The sequence below is a fragment of the Streptomyces sp. NPDC060232 genome (genome assembly GCF_042726555.1).
GTDB lineage: Bacteria > Actinomycetota > Actinomycetes > Streptomycetales > Streptomycetaceae > Streptomyces.
Genome location: NZ_JBHXAG010000002.1, coordinates 469,186 through 492,312, shown reverse-complemented (window position 1 = coordinate 492,312; position 23,127 = coordinate 469,186). Strand labels below are relative to the sequence as shown.

At 73.3% G+C, this 23,127-nt stretch carries 19 protein-coding genes; 4 read left to right on the top strand and 15 right to left on the bottom strand.

Features of this window, described 5'->3' with window-relative positions; translation table 11 throughout:
- Positions 1 to 62 precede the first annotated feature (62 nt).
- From ACFWFZ_RS06010 to rimP, 8 genes are all read right to left on the bottom strand, one after another.
- A complete protein-coding gene (locus ACFWFZ_RS06010; protein WP_387117224.1) occupies positions 63 to 3,788 on the bottom strand; it encodes a serine protease in 3,726 nt (1,241 codons plus the stop codon).
- A gap of 224 nt (positions 3,789 to 4,012) precedes the next feature.
- Positions 4,013 to 4,921 (bottom strand): tRNA pseudouridine(55) synthase TruB, encoded by a 909-nt coding sequence (gene truB / locus ACFWFZ_RS06005; RefSeq protein WP_387117221.1) that lies wholly within the window; start codon positions 4,919 to 4,921, stop codon positions 4,013 to 4,015.
- Positions 4,918 to 5,370: a 30S ribosome-binding factor RbfA gene (gene rbfA / locus ACFWFZ_RS06000; protein WP_031148855.1), complete on the bottom strand. Its 453-nt coding sequence runs from the start codon at positions 5,368 to 5,370 to the stop codon at positions 4,918 to 4,920. The genes truB and rbfA overlap by 4 nt, the downstream gene beginning before the upstream one ends.
- A 34-nt stretch (positions 5,371 to 5,404) precedes the next feature.
- Entirely contained in the window at positions 5,405 to 5,698 is a 294-nt protein-coding gene (locus ACFWFZ_RS05995) for a DUF503 domain-containing protein (RefSeq protein ID WP_030651158.1), read from the bottom strand.
- 185 nt (positions 5,699 to 5,883) lie between these two features.
- Positions 5,884 to 8,988 (bottom strand): translation initiation factor IF-2, encoded by a 3,105-nt coding sequence (gene infB / locus ACFWFZ_RS05990; RefSeq protein ID WP_387117216.1) that lies wholly within the window; start codon positions 8,986 to 8,988, stop codon positions 5,884 to 5,886.
- A gap of 149 nt (positions 8,989 to 9,137) precedes the next feature.
- Positions 9,138 to 9,425, bottom strand: coding sequence for a YlxR family protein (locus ACFWFZ_RS05985; RefSeq protein ID WP_030823921.1), 288 nt, complete (start codon positions 9,423 to 9,425; stop codon positions 9,138 to 9,140).
- Between the two features lie 147 nt (positions 9,426 to 9,572).
- The gene (nusA, locus tag ACFWFZ_RS05980; protein ID WP_387117213.1) at positions 9,573 to 10,607 is read right to left on the bottom strand and encodes a transcription termination factor NusA; all 1,035 of its coding nucleotides are present in this window, start codon (positions 10,605 to 10,607) and stop codon (positions 9,573 to 9,575) included.
- 2 nt (positions 10,608 to 10,609) lie between these two features.
- Positions 10,610 to 11,122 carry a ribosome maturation factor RimP gene (gene rimP, locus ACFWFZ_RS05975; RefSeq protein ID WP_030031619.1) on the bottom strand — a complete coding sequence of 171 codons (513 nt, stop codon included), beginning with the start codon at positions 11,120 to 11,122 and terminating at the stop codon, positions 10,610 to 10,612.
- A 156-nt stretch (positions 11,123 to 11,278) separates the two neighbouring features.
- Between rimP and ACFWFZ_RS05970 the strand changes: the two genes are divergently transcribed.
- Genes ACFWFZ_RS05970 through ACFWFZ_RS05955 form a run of 4 tightly spaced genes read left to right on the top strand, consistent with a single transcriptional unit; the run spans position 11,279 to position 14,185 of the window.
- Entirely contained in the window at positions 11,279 to 11,824 is a 546-nt protein-coding gene (locus ACFWFZ_RS05970) for a hypothetical protein (protein WP_387117210.1), read from the top strand.
- Positions 11,821 to 12,279 carry a ferritin-like domain-containing protein gene (locus ACFWFZ_RS05965; protein ID WP_387117208.1) on the top strand — a complete coding sequence of 153 codons (459 nt, stop codon included), beginning with the start codon at positions 11,821 to 11,823 and terminating at the stop codon, positions 12,277 to 12,279. The genes ACFWFZ_RS05970 and ACFWFZ_RS05965 overlap by 4 nt, the downstream gene beginning before the upstream one ends.
- 16 nt (positions 12,280 to 12,295) lie before the next feature.
- Entirely contained in the window at positions 12,296 to 13,198 is a 903-nt protein-coding gene (locus ACFWFZ_RS05960) for an aminoglycoside phosphotransferase family protein (protein WP_387117205.1), read from the top strand.
- Between the two features lie 42 nt (positions 13,199 to 13,240).
- Complete coding sequence (locus ACFWFZ_RS05955) at positions 13,241 to 14,185, top strand: slipin family protein (RefSeq protein WP_387117202.1); 945 nt, start codon at positions 13,241 to 13,243, stop codon at positions 14,183 to 14,185.
- 65 nt (positions 14,186 to 14,250) lie between these two features.
- Here ACFWFZ_RS05955 and ACFWFZ_RS05950 read toward each other — a convergent pair whose 3' ends face one another.
- From ACFWFZ_RS05950 to ACFWFZ_RS05920, 7 genes are all read right to left on the bottom strand, one after another.
- Complete coding sequence (locus ACFWFZ_RS05950) at positions 14,251 to 15,966, bottom strand: proline--tRNA ligase (protein WP_387117199.1); 1,716 nt, start codon at positions 15,964 to 15,966, stop codon at positions 14,251 to 14,253.
- A 42-nt stretch (positions 15,967 to 16,008) separates the two neighbouring features.
- Positions 16,009 to 16,551: a GNAT family N-acetyltransferase gene (locus ACFWFZ_RS05945; RefSeq protein WP_387117196.1), complete on the bottom strand. Its 543-nt coding sequence runs from the start codon at positions 16,549 to 16,551 to the stop codon at positions 16,009 to 16,011.
- 62 nt (positions 16,552 to 16,613) lie between these two features.
- Entirely contained in the window at positions 16,614 to 17,459 is an 846-nt protein-coding gene (locus ACFWFZ_RS05940; RefSeq protein WP_387117193.1) for a GNAT family N-acetyltransferase, read from the bottom strand.
- 425 nt (positions 17,460 to 17,884) lie between these two features.
- Positions 17,885 to 19,042: a flavodoxin-dependent (E)-4-hydroxy-3-methylbut-2-enyl-diphosphate synthase gene (gene ispG, locus ACFWFZ_RS05935; protein ID WP_387117190.1), complete on the bottom strand. Its 1,158-nt coding sequence runs from the start codon at positions 19,040 to 19,042 to the stop codon at positions 17,885 to 17,887.
- 177 nt (positions 19,043 to 19,219) lie between these two features.
- On the bottom strand, positions 19,220 to 20,521 hold the full coding sequence (locus tag ACFWFZ_RS05930) for a M50 family metallopeptidase (RefSeq protein ID WP_387117187.1): 1,302 nt from the start codon (positions 20,519 to 20,521) through the stop codon (positions 19,220 to 19,222).
- A complete protein-coding gene (gene dxr, locus ACFWFZ_RS05925; RefSeq protein ID WP_387117184.1) occupies positions 20,518 to 21,771 on the bottom strand; it encodes a 1-deoxy-D-xylulose-5-phosphate reductoisomerase in 1,254 nt (417 codons plus the stop codon). The genes ACFWFZ_RS05930 and dxr overlap by 4 nt, the downstream gene beginning before the upstream one ends.
- 21 nt (positions 21,772 to 21,792) lie before the next feature.
- Entirely contained in the window at positions 21,793 to 23,121 is a 1,329-nt protein-coding gene (locus tag ACFWFZ_RS05920) for a hypothetical protein (RefSeq protein WP_387117181.1), read from the bottom strand.
- Positions 23,122 to 23,127: the final 6 nt, after the last annotated feature.

The window sequence follows — 23,127 nt, the reverse complement described above, 5'->3', positions numbered from 1 at the left end:
GGGCGGCTGCCACGCATCGGCGTCCGGGCCGCACGGGCCCGCCGGGCCGCCGCCGCCGATCTTCACGTCACATCCGCGGCGGCCCTGCCGAGGGTCTCCACCGTCCGCCGGGCGCCCGGCCCCAGCAGAGCCGCGGCCTCCGTGACCGACTGCGCCAGCCAGCGGGCCACCAGCGCCCCGAAGACCGGCCGGTCCCGGGCCAGCTCCACCGTGCGCCGCTCGAAGACCGCCGGGCCGCCGGGGGCCCGCAGCAGCTGCCGCCCCGTGCGGCGCAGCAGCTCCCGTGTACGGTCCTCCGGGCGCGCCGAGGCCCCCGCCGCGACCGCCCCGAGGAACGCGTCCAGCACCCGCGGGTCGGTCTCCTCGCGCAGCAGTACGTCGGCCAGATCGCGGCGCAGCGCGTACGAGGGCTCCCCGCCCGGCGCGCCCAGTACGGCGGCCAGCTCCGCCCGCACCCCGGCCGGCGCGGTCCGCAGCAGGTCCAGCACCAGCGGGCGCAGTGTGGGAACCGCGGCGGGCCCCTGCTCCAGCCGCCGGTCCACGAAGGCGGCGGCGTGCGACGCGTCGCCGGGGGTGCGCGCGAGGTGTTCCCGTACGAGCTCGGCCGCCCGCCGGGCCAGCCCCGGCGTGGTCAGCGCGGCCAGGGCGCGGAGCACCTCCCCGTCGGCGCGGGCCCGCAGGGCGGCGAACACCGCGTCCTGGTCCGGGAGTACGGGCAGGGCCGCGACCAGCGCCGCGGCGGGCAGCCGGGAGCCGGGATCAGGATCGGGGCCGGGACCGGGGCCGGCGAAGGACGCGAGGGCGTCGGGCAGGTAGCGGGCACGCGCCTGCGGGTCGCGCAGCAGCACGGCCAGGGCGCTGCCGTGCAGGGTGGCGTCGGCGGGCCGGGCGAGCAGCGCCTCGGCGGCGCGGCGCAGCAGCTCCCGGTCGGCGGCGGTGCGTACGTGCGGGGAGGTGGCGAGGCCGTAGGCGGCGGCCGCGGCCCGGCGACCGGGCCGTGCGTCGAGGGCCCAGCGGTCCACGGCACGGCACAGGGCGGAGGGCTCCTCCTCGGCGAGTACGGCGAGCAGCTCGTCGGCGCAGGGGTGCGCGGCGCTGACGAGCGCCTCGGTGAGGTCGTCCGGGGCGAGGCGGCGGTGGGTGTGCAGCAGGGCCTGCGCGGCGGTGGCGACGGTGGCCCCGGGGCGGCCGCGCAGCTGGCGGCCGTCACCGAACCAGGCGCAGAGCAGCGGCTGCACGCGCCGGGGGTCCCGGGCCAGTCGGCGGGCCACGGCGTCGAGGTAGCGGTCGCCGGGGACCGCCTCGGCGGGGTCGGCGGGCAGCAGGCGGCGCAGCAGGTCGAGGCGGTCGGGTTCGGCCAGCCGGAGCCTGTTCCAGAACCAGCCGCCGAACTCCCACGGCCCGGCCCGGGACACGTGCTCGGCGAGGGCGTGCAGGACGGGGAGCTGGGGGTGCGCGTCGGGGAGGCGCAGCAGGGTCTCGCGCAGCAGCCGGGCGGCCCACCAGAGGCGGTCCGCGTCGGCGGCCGCGGTGTCCTCGGCGAAGCCGTTCAGGGCGTGGACGAGCCCGGTGAGTTCCTCGCGCAGCCGGTCGGGGGCGAGTCTGCGCAGGGCTTCCAGGACGGGCCCGATGCGGTGCCGGGGCACGGGCAGCCCGGGCCGGGCCGGGCCGTGGACGAGGACGCCGAGGGCGGAAGGGACGTCGAGGTGGCCGGCCTGGATCCAGTCGGACAGCTCCTCGTGGGCGAAGCGGTAGCCGGACCCGGCGGGCACCAGCAGCCTCTCGGTGAGGACGGCGGAGGCCCAGCCGGTGCGCCACGGGAAGAGCTCATCGAAGGAGGCCCGGTCCAGCTGCCCCTGCCCGGGCCCCAGGCAGCGCCGGGCGGCCTCGTGCACCCGGCCGGCGACGCGGGCGGCGAGCCGCCTGGCGCCGGAGCCGTGCACGGGGGCGGCTGCGGCGTCGGTGGGGGTGGCTGCGGCGTCGGTGCCGGTGGCTGCGCGGGCGGCGGCGATGCGGACGGCTGTGCGCAGGCACAGCAGGTCCAGGTGGGCGGCGAAGACCTCGTCGCGGCCGGGGCGGCCGGCGGTGGCCCCGGCGGCGCGGATCCCGGCGAGCAGGTGCAGGGTGAGCGGGTGCCGCGCGTCGGCTTCGCGGACGGCGTCGGCCGGGATGCCGAGGCGGGCGCGGGCGGTCTCGGCCTCGGCGGCGGTGAGGTCCGCGAGCGGGAGGGCCGGCGGGAGCCGGCGGGCCGCCCAGGTGGGGATGTGCAGCGCCTCGGGCCGGTGGAGGGCGCCGGCCCGCTCCCAGTACTCGGGGCGGGCGGCGACGACCAGCCGGGCCCCGGTCGCGCGCAGCCACCCGGTGGTGGCCTCGGTCCAGGGGCCGAGGCGGTGGGCGAGCGCCGGTGGCATCTCCTCGGGGGCGTCCAGGACGAGGAGGAGGGGGCGGCCGGCGCGGGCGACCAGGCGGGCGAGGTCCGTTGCCGTTGTCGCTCCCGCGGTGGCAGCGGTGTCCCCGGCGGCGGCTCCGCCGGGGGCGGGCTCCGGCTTGCCACGCCGCCGGATCGGCGTGGTTGCGCCCAGCGCGGGCTCCGGTCGGCCCTGGCCGTCGGGCGGGGTTCCGCCGGGGCCGAGCGCGCGCCGGGGCGTCTCCTCGGGCGCCGAACGGTGCCCGGGGTCGGACAGCGCGGCGGCGGTGCGTTCGGCGCCCTGCGGGGATCGCCCCGACACACACCCGTCCCCGTCGGAACCCGGGCACGGTGTCCGGCCGCTCGGGGCACCAGGGCCGTCCGCCCACCCGCCGGACGGGATCCCTGCAGAGGCCGACACACAGCCGTCGGCGCACGGGACGTCTGCGGCCCGGCCGGCGAGGCCACCGGCTGCCTTCGCCAGGGCTCGGGTGGCCGCGTCGGCCAGGGAGGTGTCGGTGGCGCGCAGGTCGGCGCCGCTGAGCCAGAGGGTCGGGGCGGGGTGGGCTGCGCGTGCCCGGCGGAGGGTCAGGGCCGTCAGTTCCGTCGTGCGGCCGGTGCCCGGGTCGCCCACGAGGCCGAGCACCGGGCGGTCTCCGGTCGTGAAGGCATCCAGTTCGGCGGCGATACGGGGCCGTTCCACCAGCTCGAACGACCGGGTCGCGGCCACGGTGGTCGCGGTCAGTTCCAGCGCCCCGGCGAGATTCAGGTCGGCGCCCCGGCCCGGCACGGTCGCCGCGTTGCGTTCGAGCAGCGCCGCCAGTTCGCCCTGCGGATCGGCGCCGGCGGCGGCCCGTAGCGCCACCGCGAAGCCGCCGGAGCGGTGCTCCGTGCGCAGAGCGGTGCCCAGTACGGCGAGCACCGCCCCGGTGGTGGCGTCCAGGACCGGCCCTCCGCAGACCTCGCCGCCCTGGGCGAGGGCGTCGCGTCCGTCGGTGCCGATCGCCAGCTCCACCGCGGGCACCTCGTGCAGCGCGCCGGCCGCCGGGTAAACGGCCCGCGCGGCCCCCAGGACCCGCGCCTGCCGCCAGCCCCGCGCGGGCAGCCGTACGTAGGTCCCCGGGTCGATCGCCTCGCGCCGCGCCACCGGCAGCGGCCGCACCCCGAGCCCGTCCATGCGGACGAGGGCCAGAGCCAGGCCGGGCAGTGCGGTCACGTCGGCCGCCTCGGCCAGCCAGGTCCGCCCGGGGCCGTGCAGCAGCACCCGGGTCAGGCCGTCGACCGCCTCATGACTGGTGACGACCGTTCCGCGGTCGTCCGCGACGAACCCGCTGCCGCGCTCCCGCCCGGCCGAATCGCAGATCTTGACGAGCTCCGCCATGGCCGCACCACTCCCCGCAACGCCCCGTGCTCACGACGGTAGGCAGGTGAAGATCAGCACGAAAAGCACACGCGGCGAACGCGCCCCCTTACGCTCCCTCCATTCACTCCGAGCGCCTGCTCGGACGGGTGAATAGCGGGGTCCGGGTGGATAGAGACCTACCCGAGGGGGGTCGTGGAGCGGTGAGCAGCACGGCATGTGCGCTCACCGCTCCACGTCGGTGATCAGACGAAGACCGCGAGGGACTTCGCCTTTCCGTTCTTGCTCTCGACGAGCCCGAGGAGCTGGCCCTGCGGCCCGAAGACCGCGACCGTGCGGCCCTCCCCGTACTCCTCCGGCATGTCGATCCGTACACCGTTGGCGAGCAGCGAGGCCCGCCGGGCGTCCAGGTCCCAGCGCGGGAAGGCCGCGGCCGCCGCCTCGCCGATCGGCATGACGGTCAGTTCCTCCTGGAGCTGGTCCAGGGTGCGCGCGCGGTCGAGCTTGTACGGGCCCACCCGCGTGCGGCGCAGCGCCGTCAGGTGTCCGCCGACGCCGAGGTCGGCGCCCAGGTCGCGGGCGAGTGCGCGGATGTAGGTGCCGCTGGAGCAGACGACGGAGACGACGAGGTCGACGACCTTGGTGCCGTCGTCGGCCTCCGCCTCCCGCATGTCGTACACCTGGAAGGACGAGACGGTCACCGGCCGGGCCGGGATGTCGAAGTCCTCGCCGTCCCGTGCGCGCTTGTAGGAGCGCACGCCCTTGATCTTGATCGCGCTGACCTTGGACGGGACCTGCATGATCTCGCCCGACAGCTTGGCGACACCCGCGTCCACGGCGTCCCGGGTGACCCCGGTGGCGTCCGTGGAGGAGGTGATCTCGCCTTCGGCGTCGTCCGTCAGGGTGTTCTGGCCCAGACGGATCGTGCCGAGGTACTCCTTCTCGGTGAGCGCGAGGTGGCCGAGTAGCTTGGTGGCCTTCTCGACGCCGAGGACCAGCACGCCCGTCGCCATGGGGTCGAGGGTGCCGGCGTGGCCGACGCGGCGGGTCTTGGCGATCCCGCGCATCTTGGCGACCACGTCGTGCGAAGTGAAGCCGGACGGCTTGTCGACGATGACAAGGCCGTCCGGAGTCTTCCCTGCGTTGGTGCTCATTCCGCGGCTGCGTCCTCGTCGTCGTCCTCACCGGGCTTCTTGTACGGGTCGGCGTCGCCGGCGTACTGGGCACCGGAGGAGACCTCGCGCACCTGGGCGTCGGAGGTCCGCGCCTTCTCCAGGAGGTCCTCGATGGTCTTGGCGTTCTCCGGGAGGGCGTCCGCGACGAAGGTCAGGGTGGGCGTGAACTTGGTGCCCGCCGCCCGGCCGACCGCGGAGCGCAGGACGCCCTTGGCGCTCTCCAGGCCCGCTGCCGCGCTGGCGCGGTCCTCGTCGTCGCCGTAGACCGTGTAGAAGACCGTGGCCTCCCGCAGGTCGCCGGTGACCCGGGTGTCCGTGATGGTCACGTGCGTACCGAGGCGGGGGTCCTTGACACCGCGCTGCAGCTTCTCCGCCACCACCTCCCGGATGAGGTCCGCCAGCTTCTTCGCCCGCGCATTGTCGGCCACTGGTCCGTCTCCTTCTTTTCTTGCAGACAAGCAATCAGTCTTCATCACCGTGGAGGCGCCGTCGTACGGACAGCAGCTCCACTTCCGGACGTGCCGCGACCAGCCGCTCGCAGCGGTCCAGTACGTCCGAGAGGAACCCCGCGTCCCCACTCACCAGCGCGACCCCTATACGGGCCCTGCGGTGCAGATCCTGGTCGCCCACCTCCGCCGCGCTCACGGAGAACTTTCGCTGGAGCTCGGCGACGATGGGCCGGACGACGGAGCGTTTCTCCTTCAGCGAGTGGACGTCGCCGAGGAGCAGGTCGAAGGACAGAGTCCCCACGTACATGCAGTTCCGGATATCCCGCCGGTGCGGGTTCGGTGGCCTGCCGGGCCGTCGCCCGGCAGGATCACCCGGCGCTCGCGCGGCCGGGTCACCAGAACCGTACACGCAACGGCCGGGGCCGATCGACGGATATTCCGCCGACCGGCCCCGGTGTTACGAACTACGACACGGTGCGAACCGCCTCGCGCTTACGCGCGGGGCTTCTCGCGCATCTCGTACGTCGCGATGACGTCGTCGATCTTGATGTCGTTGAAGGAACCGAGGTTGATACCGCCCTCGAAGCCCTCGCGGATCTCGGTGACGTCGTCCTTGAAGCGGCGCAGACCGGAGATGGTGAGGTTCTCCGCGATGACCTTGCCATCGCGCAGCAGGCGCGCCTTGGTGTTGCGCTTGACCTCGCCGGACCGGATGAGGACACCGGCGATGTTGCCCAGCTTGGACGAGCGGAAGATCTCGCGGACCTCCGCCGTACCGAGCTCGACCTCTTCGTACTCCGGCTTGAGGAGACCCTTCAGGGCCGCCTCGATCTCCTCGATGGCCTGGTAGATCACCGAGTAGTAGCGGACGTCGACGCCCTCGCGGTCCGCCATCTGCGCGGCGCGGCCGGCAGCACGGACGTTGTAGCCGATGACGATGGCGTCGGAGCCCATCGCCAGGGCGATGTCGGACTCGGTGACCGCACCCACACCGCGGTGCAGGACCCGGATGTCGACCTCTTCACCGACGTCGAGCTGGAGCAGCGAGGACTCGAGAGCCTCGACCGCACCGGACGCGTCGCCCTTGATGATGAGGTTGAGTTCCTGGACCAGACCGGCCTTGAGCACGGAGTCGAGGTCCTCGAGGGACACACGGCGGACGCGCTTGGCGAAGTTGGCGTTGCGCTCGCGCGCAGCACGCTTCTCGGCGATCTGGCGGGCCGTGCGGTCCTCGTCGACGACGAGGAAGTTGTCGCCGGCGCCGGGGACGTTGGTGAGACCCAGGACCAGGACGGGGGTCGACGGACCCGCTTCCTCGACGTTGTTGCCCTTGTCGTCGAGCATGGCGCGCACTCGGCCGTAGGCGTCGCCCACGACCATCGTGTCGCCGACGCGGAGGGTACCGCGCTGGACGAGGACGGTGGCGACGGCACCGCGGCCGCGGTCGAGGTGGGACTCGATCGCAATACCCTGAGCGTCCTGCTCGGGGTTGGCGCGCAGGTCGAGGGAGGCGTCGGCGGTGAGGACGACGGCCTCCAGCAGGGAGTCGATGTGCAGACCCTGCTTGGCGGAGATGTCGACGAACATCGTGTCGCCGCCGTACTCCTCGGCGACCAGGCCGAACTCGGTCAGCTGACCGCGGACCTTGGTCGGGTCGGCACCCTCGACGTCGATCTTGTTGACCGCGACGACGATCGGGACGCCGGCGGCCTTGGCGTGGTTGAGCGCCTCGATCGTCTGCGGCATGACGCCGTCGTTGGCCGCGACCACGAGGATCGCGATGTCGGTCGACTTGGCACCACGGGCACGCATGGCGGTGAACGCCTCGTGGCCGGGGGTGTCGATGAAGGTGATGCGGCGCTCTTCGTCGTTGACCTCGGTGGAGACCTGGTAGGCACCGATGTGCTGCGTGATGCCGCCGGCCTCGCCCGCGACGACATTCGTCTTGCGGATGGCGTCGAGCAGTCGGGTCTTACCGTGGTCGACGTGACCCATGACGGTGACGACCGGGGGACGCGGCATGAGGTATTCCTCGCCGCCCTCGTCCTCGCCGAACTCGATGTCGAAGGTCTCGAGGAGCTCGCGGTCCTCCTCCTCCGGGCTGACGATCTGAACCTGGTAGTTCATCTCGCCCGCGAGGAGCTGGAGGGTCTCGTCGGAGACGGACTGCGTGGCAGTGACCATCTCGCCGAGGTTCATCATGACCGCGACCAGCGACGCCGGGTTGGCGTTGATCTTCTCCGCGAAGTCGGTGAGGGACGCACCGCGCGACAGGCGAACGGTCTCGCCGTTGCCGCGGGGCAGCATCACGCCGCCCACGGACGGGGCCTGCATGGCCTCGTACTCCTGGCGCCTCTGACGCTTCGACTTGCGGCCGCGACGGGCCGGACCGCCGGGACGGCCGAAGGCACCCTGCGTACCGCCACGGGCACCGGGACCGCCGGGACGGCCGCCGAAGCCGGGACGACCGCCGCCACCGGCGCCGGCCGGGCCGCCGCCGAAGCCGCCGCCACCCGGACGGGGACCGCCGAAGCCGCCGCCGCCCGCCGGACGCGAGCCGGGACCGGCCGGACGGCCGGCGAAGCCGCCGCCGCCGGGACGACCGGCGCCACCGGGACGGGGACCGCCCGCACCGGGACCACGGCCACCGGGGCCGCCGCCGGGACGGGGACCGGGACCGCCGGCAGCGGGACGCTGCGGCATCATGCCCGGGTTGGGACGGTTGCCGCCGGGAGCACCACCGGGACGCGGGGCGCCGCCCTGCGGACGGGGCATGCCGCCCGGGGTCGGACGGGCGCCGCCGGGACCCTGCGGACGCGGAGCGCCGCCGGGGCCGCCCTGCGGACGGGGAGCACCCTGGCCGCCGCCGGCGCCGGGGGCACCGGGACGCGGGGCGCCGGCCGGACGGGGCGCCTGCGGGCGCGCCATGCCGGTGGAGCCACCAGAGGTGAACGGGTTGTTGCCCGGACGGGGACCGGCCGGACGGGCGCCCTGCGGACGCGGGGCCTGGGCACCGGGGGTGCCGGCCGGACGGGCCGGGGCACCGGGGGTGGCGCCGGCCGGGCGCGGGGCGCCGGGACGGGCGCCGGCCTGGCCGCCCTGGGCCGGACGCTGCTGCGCCGGACGGGGGCCGGGGGCCGCGGCGGGACGCGCCGGGGCGGCCGGAGCCGTCGGCGGCGCGGAGAACTCGGTCGCCACGGGCGCCGCCGGAGCGGGCTTCGGGGCGGCCGGAGCCTTCGGGCCGGGACGCGGGCCGGGGGCGGCCGGCGTCACGGGTGCTGCGGCCGGGGCCTCGGCAGCGGCCGGCTTGGGGGCCGGTGCGCCGGGCTTCGGGGCAGCAGGACGTGCCGCAGCGGCCGGGGACGGCGCTGCGGGCTTGGCGGGCGCGGCCTTGCGGGGCGCGCCGGGCTTTGCAGCGGACTTGCCGGCGTTGCCGCCGGGCCCCTGCAGTGCGTCAGTCAACTTGCGTACAACCGGCGCCTCGATCGTCGAGGACGCCGAACGGACGAATTCACCGAGTTCTTGGAGCTTGGCCATGACGACCTTGCTCTCCACCCCGAACTCCTTGGCGAGTTCGTATACCCGGACCTTAGCCACTTCGCTCCTTTTAGGTCCGGGTTACGCCGGACCGTCGCTACTTCATGGGCGTACTCATCGCGTACTCATCGAGTGCTCATCGCAATCTCGACCTACTTCCAACTCGCGAGGTACCTGACCGCACGGGGTATCCGTGCCGTACTACTTCTTTACGCTGTGGTCCCGGCTTTCCCGGCCACGGCTTTGCGCAGGTTCGCCGTGTCGAGCGCTCCGGCGGACCTGAGGGCCCGGGGAAACGCCCGGCGGCGGACCGCCTGGTCGAGGCAGACCACGGCGGGGTGCACGTACGCACCCCGGCCGGGCAGCGTACCGCGAGGATCGGGGACGCATTCGTCCTCGATCGCCACGATCCGCAGCAGATCGCTCTTGGCCGCTCGCTCCCGACACCCCACACAGGTGCGTTCGGGGCATGCGCGGGCTTGCGTCCGGCCAGACACGCCTAAGTCTACCTCCCCGTACCGACCTCTTCCCCGACGAGTGCCGGAGGAAAGATCGAACGGCTGTTGTGTTGTCTTGATCCGCTGCCCTCGGCAGAGGCCGTGCGGACCCTGTCTACCGTCCGGGAAGCCCCGGCCGGTACCGGTTTATTCCCCGCCCCGGTCCCGGTCCCGGTCCCGGTCCCGGTCCTGGTCCGCGTCCGGGGACGCCTCGGTGTCGGGACGGATGTCGATGCGCCAGCCGGTGAGCCGCGCGGCGAGGCGGGCGTTCTGGCCCTCCTTGCCGATGGCCAGGGACAGCTGGTAGTCGGGCACGGTCACCCGCGCGGAGCGGGAGTCCCAGTCGACGACCTCGACCTTGCTCACCCGGGCGGGTGACAGCGCGTTCGCGACCATCTCCGCCGGGTCGTCCGACCAGTCGACGATGTCGATCTTCTCGCCGTGCAGTTCGGCCATGACGTTGCGCACGCGGCTGCCCATCGGGCCGATGCAGGCGCCCTTGGGGTTCAGGCCCGAACGGGTCGACCGGACGGCGATCTTGGTGCGGTGGCCGGCCTCACGGGCGATCGCCGAGATCTCGACGCTGCCGTCGGCGATCTCCGGGACCTCCAGCGAGAACAGCTTCTTCACCAGGTTCGGGTGGGTGCGCGAGAGGGTCACGGACGGACCGCGGACACCCTTCGCCACCCGCACGACGTACGCCTTCAGGCGCAGACCGTGCGGGTAGTCCTCACCGGGGACCTGCTCCTGCACCGGCAGGATGGCCTCCAGCTTGCCGATGTCGACGAGGACGTTCTTGGGGTCCTTGCCCTGCTGCACGACGCCGGTGATGACGTCGCCCTCACGGCCGGCGAACTCGCCGAAGGTCAGGTCGTCCTCGGCGTCGCGCAGACGCTGGAGGATCACCTGCTTGGCGGTCGTCGCGGCGATCCGGCCGAAGTCCGACGGCGTGTCGTCGAACTCCTTGGGCTCCTGCCCCTCTTCGAGGTCCCTCGGGTCTTCCGTCGCCCACACGACCACGTGACCGTTGGTGCGGTCCAGCACGACGCGGGCGCGGCGGAAGCTCCCCTCGGTCCGGTGGTACGCGATGAGGAGGGCCGACTCGATCGCCTCGACGAGCAGGTCGAAGGAGATCTCCTTCTCCCGGACCAGACCCCGCAGGGCACTCATGTCGATGTCCACGGCTACGCCTCCTCTTCCTTCTTGTCCTTGCGGTTGAACTCGATCTCGACACGCGCCTTGGCGATGTCGGTGAAAGCGATGCGGCGGGCGGTGGCCTTGCGGCCCTTCACGCCCGGTACTTCGAGGTCCATGCCCTCGTCGTCGACGTCGAGGATGCGGGCGACCAGTTCCCCGGCGCCCTTCGCGTCCTCGGCGGACAGCTGGAACTTCACGAGACGGCCGATGGCCCGTACGTAGTGGCGGTGCTCGGTCAGCGGACGGTCGGCGCCCGGGGAGCTCACCTCGAGGACGTACTCGTCCTCACCCATCACGTCGGATTCGTCGAGCTTGTCGGAGACCTCACGGCTCAGCTCGGCACACGCGTCCAGCTCCACGCCCTCGTCGGAGTCCACGATGATCCGCAGCATCCGGCGCTTGCCCGCCCGGGACAACTCGATCTCTTCGAGGTCCAGGCCCTTGGCGGCGACGAGCGGCTCCAGCAGTCCGCGCAGCCTGTCGCTCTGGGTGGTGCTCATCCGGGTGACTCCTCGGCCGCGTGTGCTGTTGTGGTTTCCGTCGTGTGTCAGGTCAAAGGGTATCCGGTGTCAGAGGGTGTTGCCGTCCGCCCTCCGCGCAGGGCCCCGGGTACCGTGATCACACCCTGCCCCGCCCCACACCCCTAGGACGACACCGTGCCCTGGACTCCGCCTTCGAGACCTTCGCGCAGGAGCCTGCTCGCCGGGGCCGCCGGCGCGGCCGGTGCCGCGCTGCTGACCGGGTGCACCGACGACCGCTCGGCGGCCTCCGACCCGGTGATTTCGCTCGAACGGCGGATGCGGGAGGCGGCCGTTCGTGACAGTGCACGACTGCTGGAACGTTACGACGCCACGGCCGCCGCCCATCCGGACCTGGCCGCGCGGCTCGCTCCCCTGCGGGCCGCCGTCGCCGCGCACACGGCAGCCCTGTCCCCCGCCGCCGCGTCAAGCCCGCCCTCCCCCGCCGCGTCTGCGTCCGGCGGTACGGGGGCCGCGGCGCCCGCGGCGAGCGGCGAGCCGGTACCCGCGCAGCCCGCCGACGCCCTGACCGCCCTCGCCGACGCCGAGCGGAGCCTGTCCGAGGCGCGGACCGTCGACCTGGCCGGGGCGCCGGGGGAACTGGCCCGGATGCTGGCCTCGCTGGCCGCCTGCGGCGCCGTACACGTGTACCTGCTGACCTCGACTCCCGGAGCCACGCCGTGAAGCGCGCACCCTTCCCCGCCGGACGGGCCCTGGAGGCCGCCCAGGCGGCCCTCGCCGCCGAGCACGCGGCCGCGTACGGGTACGGGGTCATCGGCGCGCGCACCGCCGGCGCCCGCGCCACGGAGGCCAGGGAGGCGTACGGCGGCCACCTCGGCCGGCGTGACGCGCTGGCCCGGACCGTGCGTGAGCTGGGCGGCGCGCCCCGGCCCTCGGAGGCCGCCTACGCCCTGCCGTTCGAGGTCCGCAGCCCGGCCGACGCCGAGCGGCTGGCCGCGGTGATCGAGGACCGGGTGGCCGGCGCGTACTCCGATCTGGTGCGGGCGGCGGAGGGCCCGCTGCGCCGCGAGGCGGCCGACGCGCTCAGCGCCGCGGCCGTGCGCGCGGCACGCTGGCGCGGTGTCGGCGTAGCCTTCCCTGGGCTCACCGAACGCGCACAGCGAGCCCTCACCAGCTGAAAGGGACCACGCACGCATGGCTTTCGAACCGCCGCAGCGGCTTGTACGGGCGCTCGGCGAGATGCCGGTATCGGCGCAGGACACGGACTGGCTGGGGCAGTTGCCCGAGCTCACCGAGGCCGCGCTCTCCCGGCGGGGCCTACGGGCCCAGCGGGTGCAGGCCCCGGGCGGCCGCAGCAGTCTGGTCGTCCTCGTCACCTATGCGGACGGCACCCCGGCCGCTCTGAAGCTGGCGCCCCCGCACGCCCGGCCCGACCGGGAGCTGGCAGCGCTGGCGCACTGGGGCGGATTCGGCGCCGTACGGGTCCTCGACACGCGCCACCACGAGGACGACGGGGCCCTGCTGCTGGAACGGCTGCACCCGGAGGTGTCGCTGCGCTCCCTGCCGGAGGCGAAGGCACTGCTGGAGGCGAGCGGGACGCTGCGCCGGCTGTGGGTGGCACCGCCCGCCGGGCACGGGTGGGAGACGGTGGCGGAGCGCACCGGGGCCCAGTCGGCGGCCCTGATGGCGGCCCCGGCGGAGGTGCGGGCTCTGGCGGACTCGGCTCTGGCGGCGCGCGAGGAGCTGCTGGCGGCTCCGCCGGATGAACTGCTGCTGCACGGGAACTTCCGGCAGGGCAAGGTCCTGGCGGCCGAGCGGGCGCCGTGGCTGACGGTGGGACCCGACCCGCTGGTCGGCGAGCGGGCGTACGACCTGGCACGGCTGGTCCGGGACCGGCTGGAGGACCTGGTGGCCTCCTCGGCGGGGGCGGCGGGGGCCCGGCGCCGGGTGAACAAGCTCGCGGACGCGCTGGAGGTCGACCGGGACCGGCTGCGGGGCTGGACCCTCTTCCGGGCGGTGGAATCGGGCAACCGCGCCCTGACCGCCGGCCGCCGGCGTGACGCGGAACTCCTGCTGGAGTTCGCAGCCTGGCTGTAGGGCATACCGTAAATAAGTAGGTATGTCCGGCAGGGGGCCGCCATGGTCGAGGAACTGCTGACAGCAGTGGTCGCCGCGGGTGTGGGCGTCGTGGTCTACATGGGCGCCGCGGCCCGGGTGGTGAAGCAGTACGAGCGGGGGCTGGTCTTCCGCTTCGGCAGGCTGCGGGAGGAGATCCGGCCCCCGGGCTTCACGGTGATCGTTCCCGTGATCGACCGGCTCCGCAAGGTCAACATGCAGATCGTGACGCTGCCGGTGCCCGCGCAGGAGGGCATCACCCGGGACAACGTCACGGTGCGGGTCGACGCGGTCGTGTACTTCAAGGTAGTCGACCCGGCGAACGCCATCGTGGCGGTGGAGGACTACCGCTTCGCCGTCTCCCAGATGGCACAGACCTCGCTGAGGTCGATCATCGGAAAGTCCGACCTGGACGACCTGCTGTCCAACCGGGAGATGCTCAACCAGGGCCTGGAGCTGATGATCGACAGCCCGGCGGTGGGCTGGGGCGTGCAGATCGACCGGGTCGAGATCAAGGACGTGTCGCTGCCGGAGACGATGAAGCGGTCGATGGCGCGCCAGGCGGAGGCCGACCGCGAGCGGCGGGCCCGCGTGATCAACGCGGACGCGGAGCTGCAGGCCTCGCACAAGCTCGCCGAGGCGGCGGAGGTCATGTCGGAGCAGCCCGCGGCGCTCCAGCTGCGCCTGCTGCACACGATCGTGGCCGTCGCCGCCGAGAAGAACTCCACGCTGGTGCTGCCGTTCCCGGTGGAGCTGCTGCGTTTCCTGGAACGCTCCGCCCCACCGCCGCCTGCGGCGTCCGCGCGGGAGGAACCGGCCTCGGCCGGCCCGGCTTCCGAAGGCCCCGGGCCGGTCGAGGTCGACGCCGTGGGGGCGAAGGACAGCCCTTCAGCCCTCGACCGGGCGGCGGAGGAACTGGCTCTGGGGGCCGCCGAGCCGCCGCCGTCCCCGGACGAGTCCCCGCCGTAGCCGTTGCGTGTGTAGCCGCTGCGCGGGGCCTTCCCCCGTCCCGCCCTTTCGCCTTCCCCCGCGGCTCAGACGCCGGCGGGGGTGACGTCGCGCAGGCGGGCGATGGCATCGGTCAGGGGGAGTTCCTCGCGGGTGCCCGTGGCGCGGTTCTGGAGTTCGACGACCTCGTCGGCCGAGCGGCGCCCCGCCACCAGGATCCACGGCACGCCGATCAGCTCCGCGTCCGTGAGCTTCACGCCCGGGGAGAGGCCCGGACGGTCGTCCAGCAGGACCCGCATCCCCGACGCGGCCAGGGCCGTGGCCGCCTGCTCGGCCAGCGCCAGCGGTACCGCCTTGCCCGCCGCGACCACGTGGACGTCGGCCGGGGCCACCGCCGCCGGCCAGCACAGGCCGCGCTCGTCCGCCGTCTGCTCGGCGAGCGCCGCCACCGCGCGGGAGACGCCGATGCCGTAGGAGCCCATCGTGACCCGTACCGGCTTGCCCTCGCGGCCCAGCACGTCCAGCCCGAAGGCGTCCGCGTACTTGCGGCCGAGCTGGAAGATGTGCCCGATCTCGATCGCGCGGTCGAGCCGCAGCCCGGCGCCGCAGGAGGGGCAGGGGTCGCCCGGCTCCACGACCACCACGTCGAGGTACTGGTCCACCTCGAAGTCCCGGCCGCAGACGACGTTGCGCGCATGGGTGTCGGCCTTGTTGGCCCCGGTCACCCAGGCGGTGCCCGGGGCGACCCGCGGGTCGGCCAGGTAGCGGACCTTGTCCAGGCCCTGCGGGCCCACGTACCCGCGTACGAGGTCGGGCCGGTCGGTGAAGTCCTCGGCGGTGACGAGCTCGACGACCGCGGGGGCCAGGTGCTCGCCCAGCTTGCCGAGGTCCACCTCGCGGTCCCCGGGCACGCCCACGGCGACGATCTCGCCGTCGACCTTCACCAGGAGGTTCTTCAGCGTCGCCGAGGCGGGGACACCCAGGTGCGCCGCGAGGGTTTCGATCGTCGGGGTGTCGGGGGTGTCCACCTCCTCCAGGGGCGGGTGCTCCGCGGAAACGGGGGTCAGCGCGAAGGTCACGGCCTCGGTGTTGGCCGCGTAGGCGCAGGAGGGGCAGTCCACGAAGGTGTCCTCGCCTGCCTCGGCCGGGGCCAGGAACTCCTCGGAGGCCGATCCGCCCATCGCTCCCGACACGGCGGAGACGATGCGGTGGTCCAGGCCCAGCCGCTCGAAGATGCGGACGTAGGCCTCGCGGTGGAGCCGGTAGGACTCCTCCAGCCCCTCGTCGGACACGTCGAAGGAGTACGAGTCCTTCATCTGGAACTCGCGGCCGCGCAGCACGCCCGACCGGGGCCGTGCCTCGTCGCGGTACTTGGTCTGGATCTGGTACAGCATGACCGGCAGGTCCTTGTACGAGGTGCACTGGTCCTTCACCACCAGGGTGAAGATCTCCTCGTGGGTGGGGCCGAGCAGGTAGTCCGCGCCCTTGCGGTCCTTGAGCCGGAACAGCAGGTCGCCGTATTCGGACCAGCGTCCGCTGACCTCGTACGGCTCCTTCGGCAGCAGGGCCGGGAGCAGCACCTCCTGGGCGCCGATGGCGTCCATCTCCTCGCGGACGACGCGGCTGACGTTGTCCAGGACCCGCTTGCCGAGCGGCAGCCACGTCCACACGCCGGCGGAGCTGCGCCGGACGTATCCGGCCCGGACCAGGAGCCGGTGGCTGAGGGTCTCGGCGTCGGCCGGGTCCTCGCGGAGGGTCTTGGCCATGAGGCGGGACATGCGCTGTACGTGTTGTGTGGACATGCCGGGGAGGTTACCGGGGCCCCGAGGACCCCGGAAACCATTTCAGGCCCTGGTCAGCGGCAGTGGGGCGCCCATGACGGCGTACGGCAGGCTCGCGCTCGGGAAGTGGACCTGGCGGGCGAGGTCGACGTAGCCGAGGGCCCGGTAGAGCCCTCGGGCGGGGCTCTCGGTGTCGATGGCGGAGAGGATCGAGCGGGGCTCGGCGGCGTCGTCGGTGAGGGTGGTGATCAGGGCCCGGCCGACGCCGTGGCCCTGGAAGCCGGGGTGGACGTGCAGTTCGGTGATGACGAAGGAGCCGTCGAGCCAGTCCTCGTGCCCGCCGGCCCGCAGGTAGGGCTCGACGATGGTGGACCACCAGTGGGTGCGGTCGTTGGGCATCCCGTACACGAATCCGGTGAGCGCGCCGTCCTCGGCGAAGGCCCCGAGGGCTCGGGCGCCCCTGCAGGCCATGTGGCGCTGGACGATGTAGCGCCTGATGCCGACCTCCTCCTCGCTGAGACCGAAGGCGACGGCCTGCACGCGAAGGGCCTCGTCCACGCGGGCGGCGAGGTCGAGGGGGCCGATACGGACTCCGGAAGGCAGCATGCGGCGACCTTACTTCGCGGTAAGGGTGCGCCGGAATGCCGCGTCCGCGGTCGTCCGGCGGTTCAGAACAGCACGCTCATGAACGCGCCGACCTCACGGAAGCCCACCCGGCGGTACGCGGCCCGCGCCGCGGTGTTGAAGTCGTTCACATAGAGGCTGACCACGGGCGCCACATCGCGCAGCGCGTACGCGACGACGGCGGCCATCCCGGTCTCCGAGTGGCCGCGGCCGCGGAACTCGGGGGCCACCCAGACGCCCTGGATCTGGCAGGCGCGGGAGGTGGCGGCGCCGATCTCCGCCTTGAAGACGATCCTGTCGTTCTCGACGCGGGCGAAGGAGCGGCCGCCTGCGACGAGCTCGGCGACGCGGGCCTGGTACAGCAGTCCGCCGTCGCCGGCCATCGGTGAGACGCCGACCTCCTCGGTGAACATGGCCACGCAGGCGGGCATGATCAGGTCCATCTCGTTCTTGCGGATCCGGCGGACCTGCGGATCCGCCTCGACGGTGGTGGAGGGGCGGTCGATGACCATGAGGGGCTGGTGGGCGCGGACCTCGCGGGCCGGGCCCCAGCTGGGCTCCAGCAGCTGCCACAGCCGCCGGGTCGGCTCGGCGGGGCCGACGATGGAGGAGCAGCGGCGGCCGGTGCGGCGGGCCCGGTCGGCGAAGGCCCGTACGGCGTCGGGCTCGGCGCAGACGGGCACGAGGTTGGCTCCGGCATAGCAGAGCGAACGGAGCTCGCCGTCGGCGTACCAGCCCCACATCTCGCCGCCCAGGCGCCACGGGTCGAGCCCGGCGACCTGGACCCGGGAGGCGACGAAGGCGTTCTCGACCGGCTCGCGTCCGAGGATGTCGAGCGCGGCGTCGAGATCACTGGGCTCAAGGACCCGGGTGGTGGTCTGCGTCAACACTGGGGCCTCACCATGCGAGTCTGCTGATCTCCGCACTGTACCCGGCGGCGCCCGACGATGCCGCGTCCACAGGTCACGAAAAGGCCCCGGCCCCGCTCCCGAGCTGCGGGAACGGGGCCGGGGCCGGGGGGGCACAAGCGGAGCCTGCACCGGGCGAGCGAGCCGACGGGGCGCGACGGAGAGTGGGGCCGCGGAGGAAACCGCGAGGCAGGAGCGGCTTTCGAGCACGCACGGCCCCACGAGCCGGCAACAGGCGCCCCGGAGGCGAACCGAGCCCCCGATCAAGACCGGCGAGTGAGCCGAAGGGGCGCGACGGGGAGTGAGGGCGAACGCGCGCAGGAAAGGCGAGGAACGAGGCTTTCCGAGCACGTACGCCCTCACGAGCCGGCAACAGGCGCCCCGGAGGCGAACCGAGCCCGAAAGATTCAGACGCCGATGGCGACGGTCGGCTCGCCGCTCGTGATGCCGTCGGCCTCCATCTGCGCGGCGATCTTCATGGCTTCTTCGATGAGGGTCTCGACGATCTTCGACTCGGGGACGGTCTTGATGACCTCGCCCTTCACGAAGATCTGGCCCTTGCCGTTGCCGGAGGCGACGCCGAGGTCGGCCTCGCGGGCCTCGCCCGGGCCGTTGACGACGCAGCCCATGACGGCGACGCGCAGCGGGACCTCCATGCCCTCCAGGCCCGCGGTGACCTCTTCGGCCAGCTTGTAGACGTCGACCTGGGCGCGGCCGCAGGAGGGGCAGGAGACGATCTCCAGGCGGCGCGGCTTGAGGTTCAGCGACTCCAGGATCTGGATGCCGACCTTGACCTCCTCCGCCGGCGGGGCGGAGAGGGAGACGCGGATGGTGTCGCCGATGCCCTCGGAGAGCAGCGCTCCGAAGGCGACGGCGGACTTGATGGTGCCCTGGAAGGCGGGGCCGGCCTCGGTGACGCCCAGGTGCAGGGGGTAGTCGCAGGCGGCGGCGAGCTGGCGGTAGGCGTTGACCATGACGACCGGGTCGTTGTGCTTGACCGAGATCTTGATGTCGCTGAAGCCGTGCTCCTCGAAGAGGGAGGCCTCCCACAGCGCGGACTCGACCAGCGCCTCGGGGGTGGCCTTGCCGTACTTCTTCAGCAGGCGGGCGTCGAGGGAGCCGGCGTTGACGCCGATGCGGATCGGGGTGCCCGCGTCGTTCGCGGCCTTCGCGATCTCCTTGACCTTGTCGTCGAACTGCTTGATGTTGCCCGGGTTCACGCGGACCGCGGCGCAACCGGCGTCGATCGCGGCGAACACGTACTTGGGCTGGAAGTGGATGTCGGCGATCACCGGGATCTGCGACTTCTTGGCGATCACGGCGAGGGCGTCGGCGTCGTCCTGCGTCGGGCAGGCGACGCGGACGATGTTGCAGCCCGAGGCGGTGAGCTCGGCGATCTGCTGGAGCGTGGCGCCGATGTCGGAGGTGCGGGTCGTGGTCATCGACTGCACCGAGATGGGTGCGTCGCCGCCGACGGCCACGGAACCGACCTGGATCTTGCGGCTGACCCTGCGGTCGGCAAGCTTCGTCGGCACGGACGGCATTCCGAGAGAGATGGCAGTCATCTGCTGTGCAACCCCAAGGTGTGGATCAAGGTCCCGAGATCGGCGGGCTCCAGGCTTCGAGATTACGCCAAGCACGGCACGCCCCGTGCATCCGAGGGGGCGTACCACCCGAACGTAGGGAGCCGGGCACGATGTGTGCCCGGCTCCCTCGTGCCCGTGGTGGACGGCTGCGCGGCACTAGGTGATCTTGATGGGGTTCACCACGTCCGCGACCATCACCAGCAGGGTGAAGCAGATGAACAGGCCCGCGACCACGTAGGCGACGGGCATCAGCTTCGCCACGTCGAACGGGCCGGGGTCGGGGCGGCGGAAGATCCGTGCCACGCCCCGCCGGAGCGACTCCCAGAGGGCGCCGGCGATGTGCCCGCCGTCGAGGGGGAGCAGCGGCAGCATGTTGAAGAGGAACAGCGAGAGGTTGAAGCCGGCCAGCAGGTTCAGGAAGAACACCAGCTGGTGCTGGGCGGGGATGTCGAGGGTGAAGATCTCACCGCTGACGCGCGCCGCGCCGACGACGCCCATCGGGCTGTCCTGCCCCCGTTCGGCGCCGTTGAAGGCCGCGTCCCACAGGTCCGGGACCTTGGACGGCAGGGCGACCAGCGACTGCACGCCGGCCTCCATCATCTCGCCCATGCGCTCGACGGACTGGCCGAAGGACTGCGGTACGTAGCCGGAGGCCGGTGCGAAGCCGAGGAAGCCCGCGGTGACGTACTCGTCCTTGACGTACCTTCCGTCGCCGTCCGTCTTGGCGACCTTGTTCTCGATCAGGTTCGCCTTGAGGTCGATGCGCTCGCCGGCCCGGACCACGGTGATCGTGGCGGGCCCGACGGTGGCGCGGATGTCCTTCTGGAGGGCGGACCAGTCGTCGACCTGGCGGCCGTTGAAGGCGACGATCTTGTCGCCGGCCTTCAGCCCCGCCGCCCTGGCGGGTGCGGCCGGGTCCTCGGGCCTGCACGTGTCGCGCTTCTCGCTCTGCTGGATGACGCAGTCCGAGACGGTGGCGACCGAGGTGGTCTGGGTGTTCAGCCCGAAGGTCATCAGGGTGGTGAGGAAGATCGCCACGGCCAGGACCAGGTTCATGAACGGGCCGGCGAACATCACGATCACGCGCTTCCACGGCTTGCGCGTGTAGAAGAGCCGGGTCTCGTCGCCGGGCTGGAGCTCCTCGTACGCCGCCGAGCGCGCGTCCTCGATCATCGACCGGAACGGCGAGGTGGACCGGGCGGTCACCCTGCCGTCCTCGCCGGGCGGGAACATCCCGATCATGCGGATGTAGCCGCCCATGGGGATGGCCTTGATCCCGTACTCGGTCTCGCCCTTCGTCCGCGACCAGACGGTCGGGCCGAAGCCCACCATGTACTGCGGCACGCGGATGCCGAAGAGCTTGGCCGTGGAGAGGTGCCCCAGCTCGTGCCACCCGATGGAGACCAGCAGGCCGACCCCGAAGATCACGATTCCGAGCACCGTCATCAGAAGTGTCATGCGCGCGCCTCCGCGGCGGCCCGAGCCGCCATCTCCCGCGCCCGGGCCCTGGCCCAGGCCTCTGCTTCAAGGACGTCCTGGACGGTCAGGGAGGTTCCCGACTCCGGCGTCCCGTGCTCATCGACCACGGCAGAGACCGTATCCATGATTGCTGTGAAAGGCAGCCGGCCGGCCAGGAACGCCTCGACGCACTCCTCGTTCGCGGCGTTGAACACCGCGGGGGCGGTGCCGCCGAGGGCGCCCACGTGCCGGGCGATGCCGACGGCGGGGAAGGCCTCGGTGTCCAGCGGGAAGAACTCCCAGGTGGACGCCTTGGTCCAGTCGAAGGCGGGGGCCGCGTCCGGGATCCGCTGGGGCCAGCCGAGGCCGATGGCGATGGGGCCGCGCATGTCCGGCGGGGTGGCCTGGGCGAGGGTGGAGCCGTCGGCGAACTCCACCATCGAGTGCACGTACGACTGCGGGTGGACCACGACCTCGATCTGCCCGAACGGGATGTCGTAGAGGAGGTGCGCCTCGATGACCTCCAGGCCCTTGTTGACCAGGGTCGCCGAGTTGACGGTGATCACCGGGCCCATGGCCCAGGTCGGGTGGGCGAGGGCGTCCTCGACGGTCACCTTCGCCAGCTCGGCGCGGGTACGGCCGCGGAAGGGGCCGCCGGAGGCGGTCACCACGAGCTTGCGGACGTCGGCGCGGGTGCCGGCGGCCAGCGCCTGGAAGAGCGCGGCGTGCTCGGAGTCCACGGGGATGATCTGGCCGGGCTTCGCGAGGGCCTTGACCAGCGGGCCGCCGACGATCAGCGACTCCTTGTTGGCCAGGGCCAGGGTGCGGCCGGCCCGCAGCGCGGCGAGGGTCGGCGCGAGGCCGATGGATCCGGTGATGCCGTTGAGGACGGTGTGGCAGGCGGAGGCGGCGAGTTCGGTCGCGGCGTCCGGCCCGGCCAGGATCTCGGGCAGCTCCTCGCCCGGACCGTACTGGGCGCCCAGGGCCTCCTTCAGGGCCGGAACGGCGTCTTCGCGGGCGACGGCCACCTTCTCGACGCGCAGCAGCCGGGCCTGCTCGGCCAGCAGCGCCACCCGGCCGCCGGCAGCGGACAGTGCGGTGACCCGGAAGCGGTCCGGGTTGCGCAGGGCCAGGTCGATGGCCTGGGTGCCGATGGAGCCGGTGGACCCGAGGATCACGATGTCCCGGCGGCCGGCCGCGGCGTCGAAGAGGAGGTGCGGGTCGGCGAGGGGGGCTGGACGGTCGCTCATGCCCCCCATTGTTGCCGCAAGTCAGGGGCGGCCCGACACGGAGCCCCCTTCCGTGACCCGCAGGAGGAGGTGCGGGAGCGTTCCGGCGAAGTCGGGGAGCGTGCGGGCGGTCCGCCACCAGGCCTCCGGGTCCTCGCCGAGGGCCGCGGTGAGCAGCCGGTACGCCTCCGCGTGGGCGGCGAGGACGGCGCCCGCGTGGTCGTGCCGGTCGGGGTGGTCCACGTCGCCGAGCCAGTGGTCCTCGTCCAGGGCCCAGCAGGCCGGGAGCTTGTGCCGGATCACGTCGACGCCGGTGAGCAGGCCGCGGTCGAGGCAGTCGCGCACCCAGCGGATGTCCTCCTCCACGCTCTCCATCGGCACGGCGAGGCTCGCGAGGGCGAGTTCCCGCTCCACGCCGCCGGTGGGCTCGGCAGCCGTGGGGGCCAGGTGGCGCACGGCCCGGGTGAGCTCGGGGTCCGCCTCCCCCGCACCGTCCGGTTCGGGCAGCGTCCCGCCGGTGATGCCCGCCACCAGTACGGGCAGCGGCCCAGGGTGGCCGGGGGCGTGCCGCAGCAGCTCCGCCCACAGCCGCGGGTCGTCCCCCAGCGGACGCAGGGCCCGTATCACGGCGGTCTGCATGCCGGCCTGTTCGGGCAGGGTCCAGCGCAGGGAGCGGCGGCCGGTGAGGTGGCCGAGGAGCAGGGTGTGGCGGGCGGGGGCGACGTGGGCGACGAGTTCCTCGTGGGTGAGGCGGCCCATGCGTACGGCGCGGACGGGGGGCCGGTGCCAGGAGCGGTCGTCCGTCGGCGCCGCGGCGGTGGCGAGCAGCCCGCCGGCGGTCTCCCGGGGCAGGTCGGCGACGAGCAGCAGGGCCTCGACGGAGCCGGCCGGCAGCGGCAGGCGGGAGTGCTCGGCGAGCAGCTGCTCCGGGTCGAGCTCGTGGCGCAGCGTCAGGATGTCCAGGGGTACCCGCGGTCCGCGCCGGCCGTGCCGGCGCAGCAGGCCGGTCAGCTCGGTGGTGGTGAGGGGCTCCGCGTCCGGGTCGCGGCCGAGCTCGGCGCGGAGCACGGGCAGGAGTTCCGGCGGTGTGCGGCGGCGGGCGTAGCGGGCAGGCCCGGGCAGGCCGGGCAGGGGCCGGCCCACGACGCGGGGGTTGCGGGCGATGTACCCCCGGTCGGCCGGGGCTGCGTGGCGCAGCAGCAGGGTGACGGTGGAGGCCGCCAGCCATTCGTCCCGGCAGAGGTACTTGAGGGCCGGCCGGTCGAGCCGGCGGGTCATGTCGACGACGACGTGGTCCGGTGCGTGGCGCAGCAGGTGCGCCACGCACCAGGCCAGCCGTCGGCTGGTGCGGTCCTGCTCGGCCGTCGGCATGGTTCT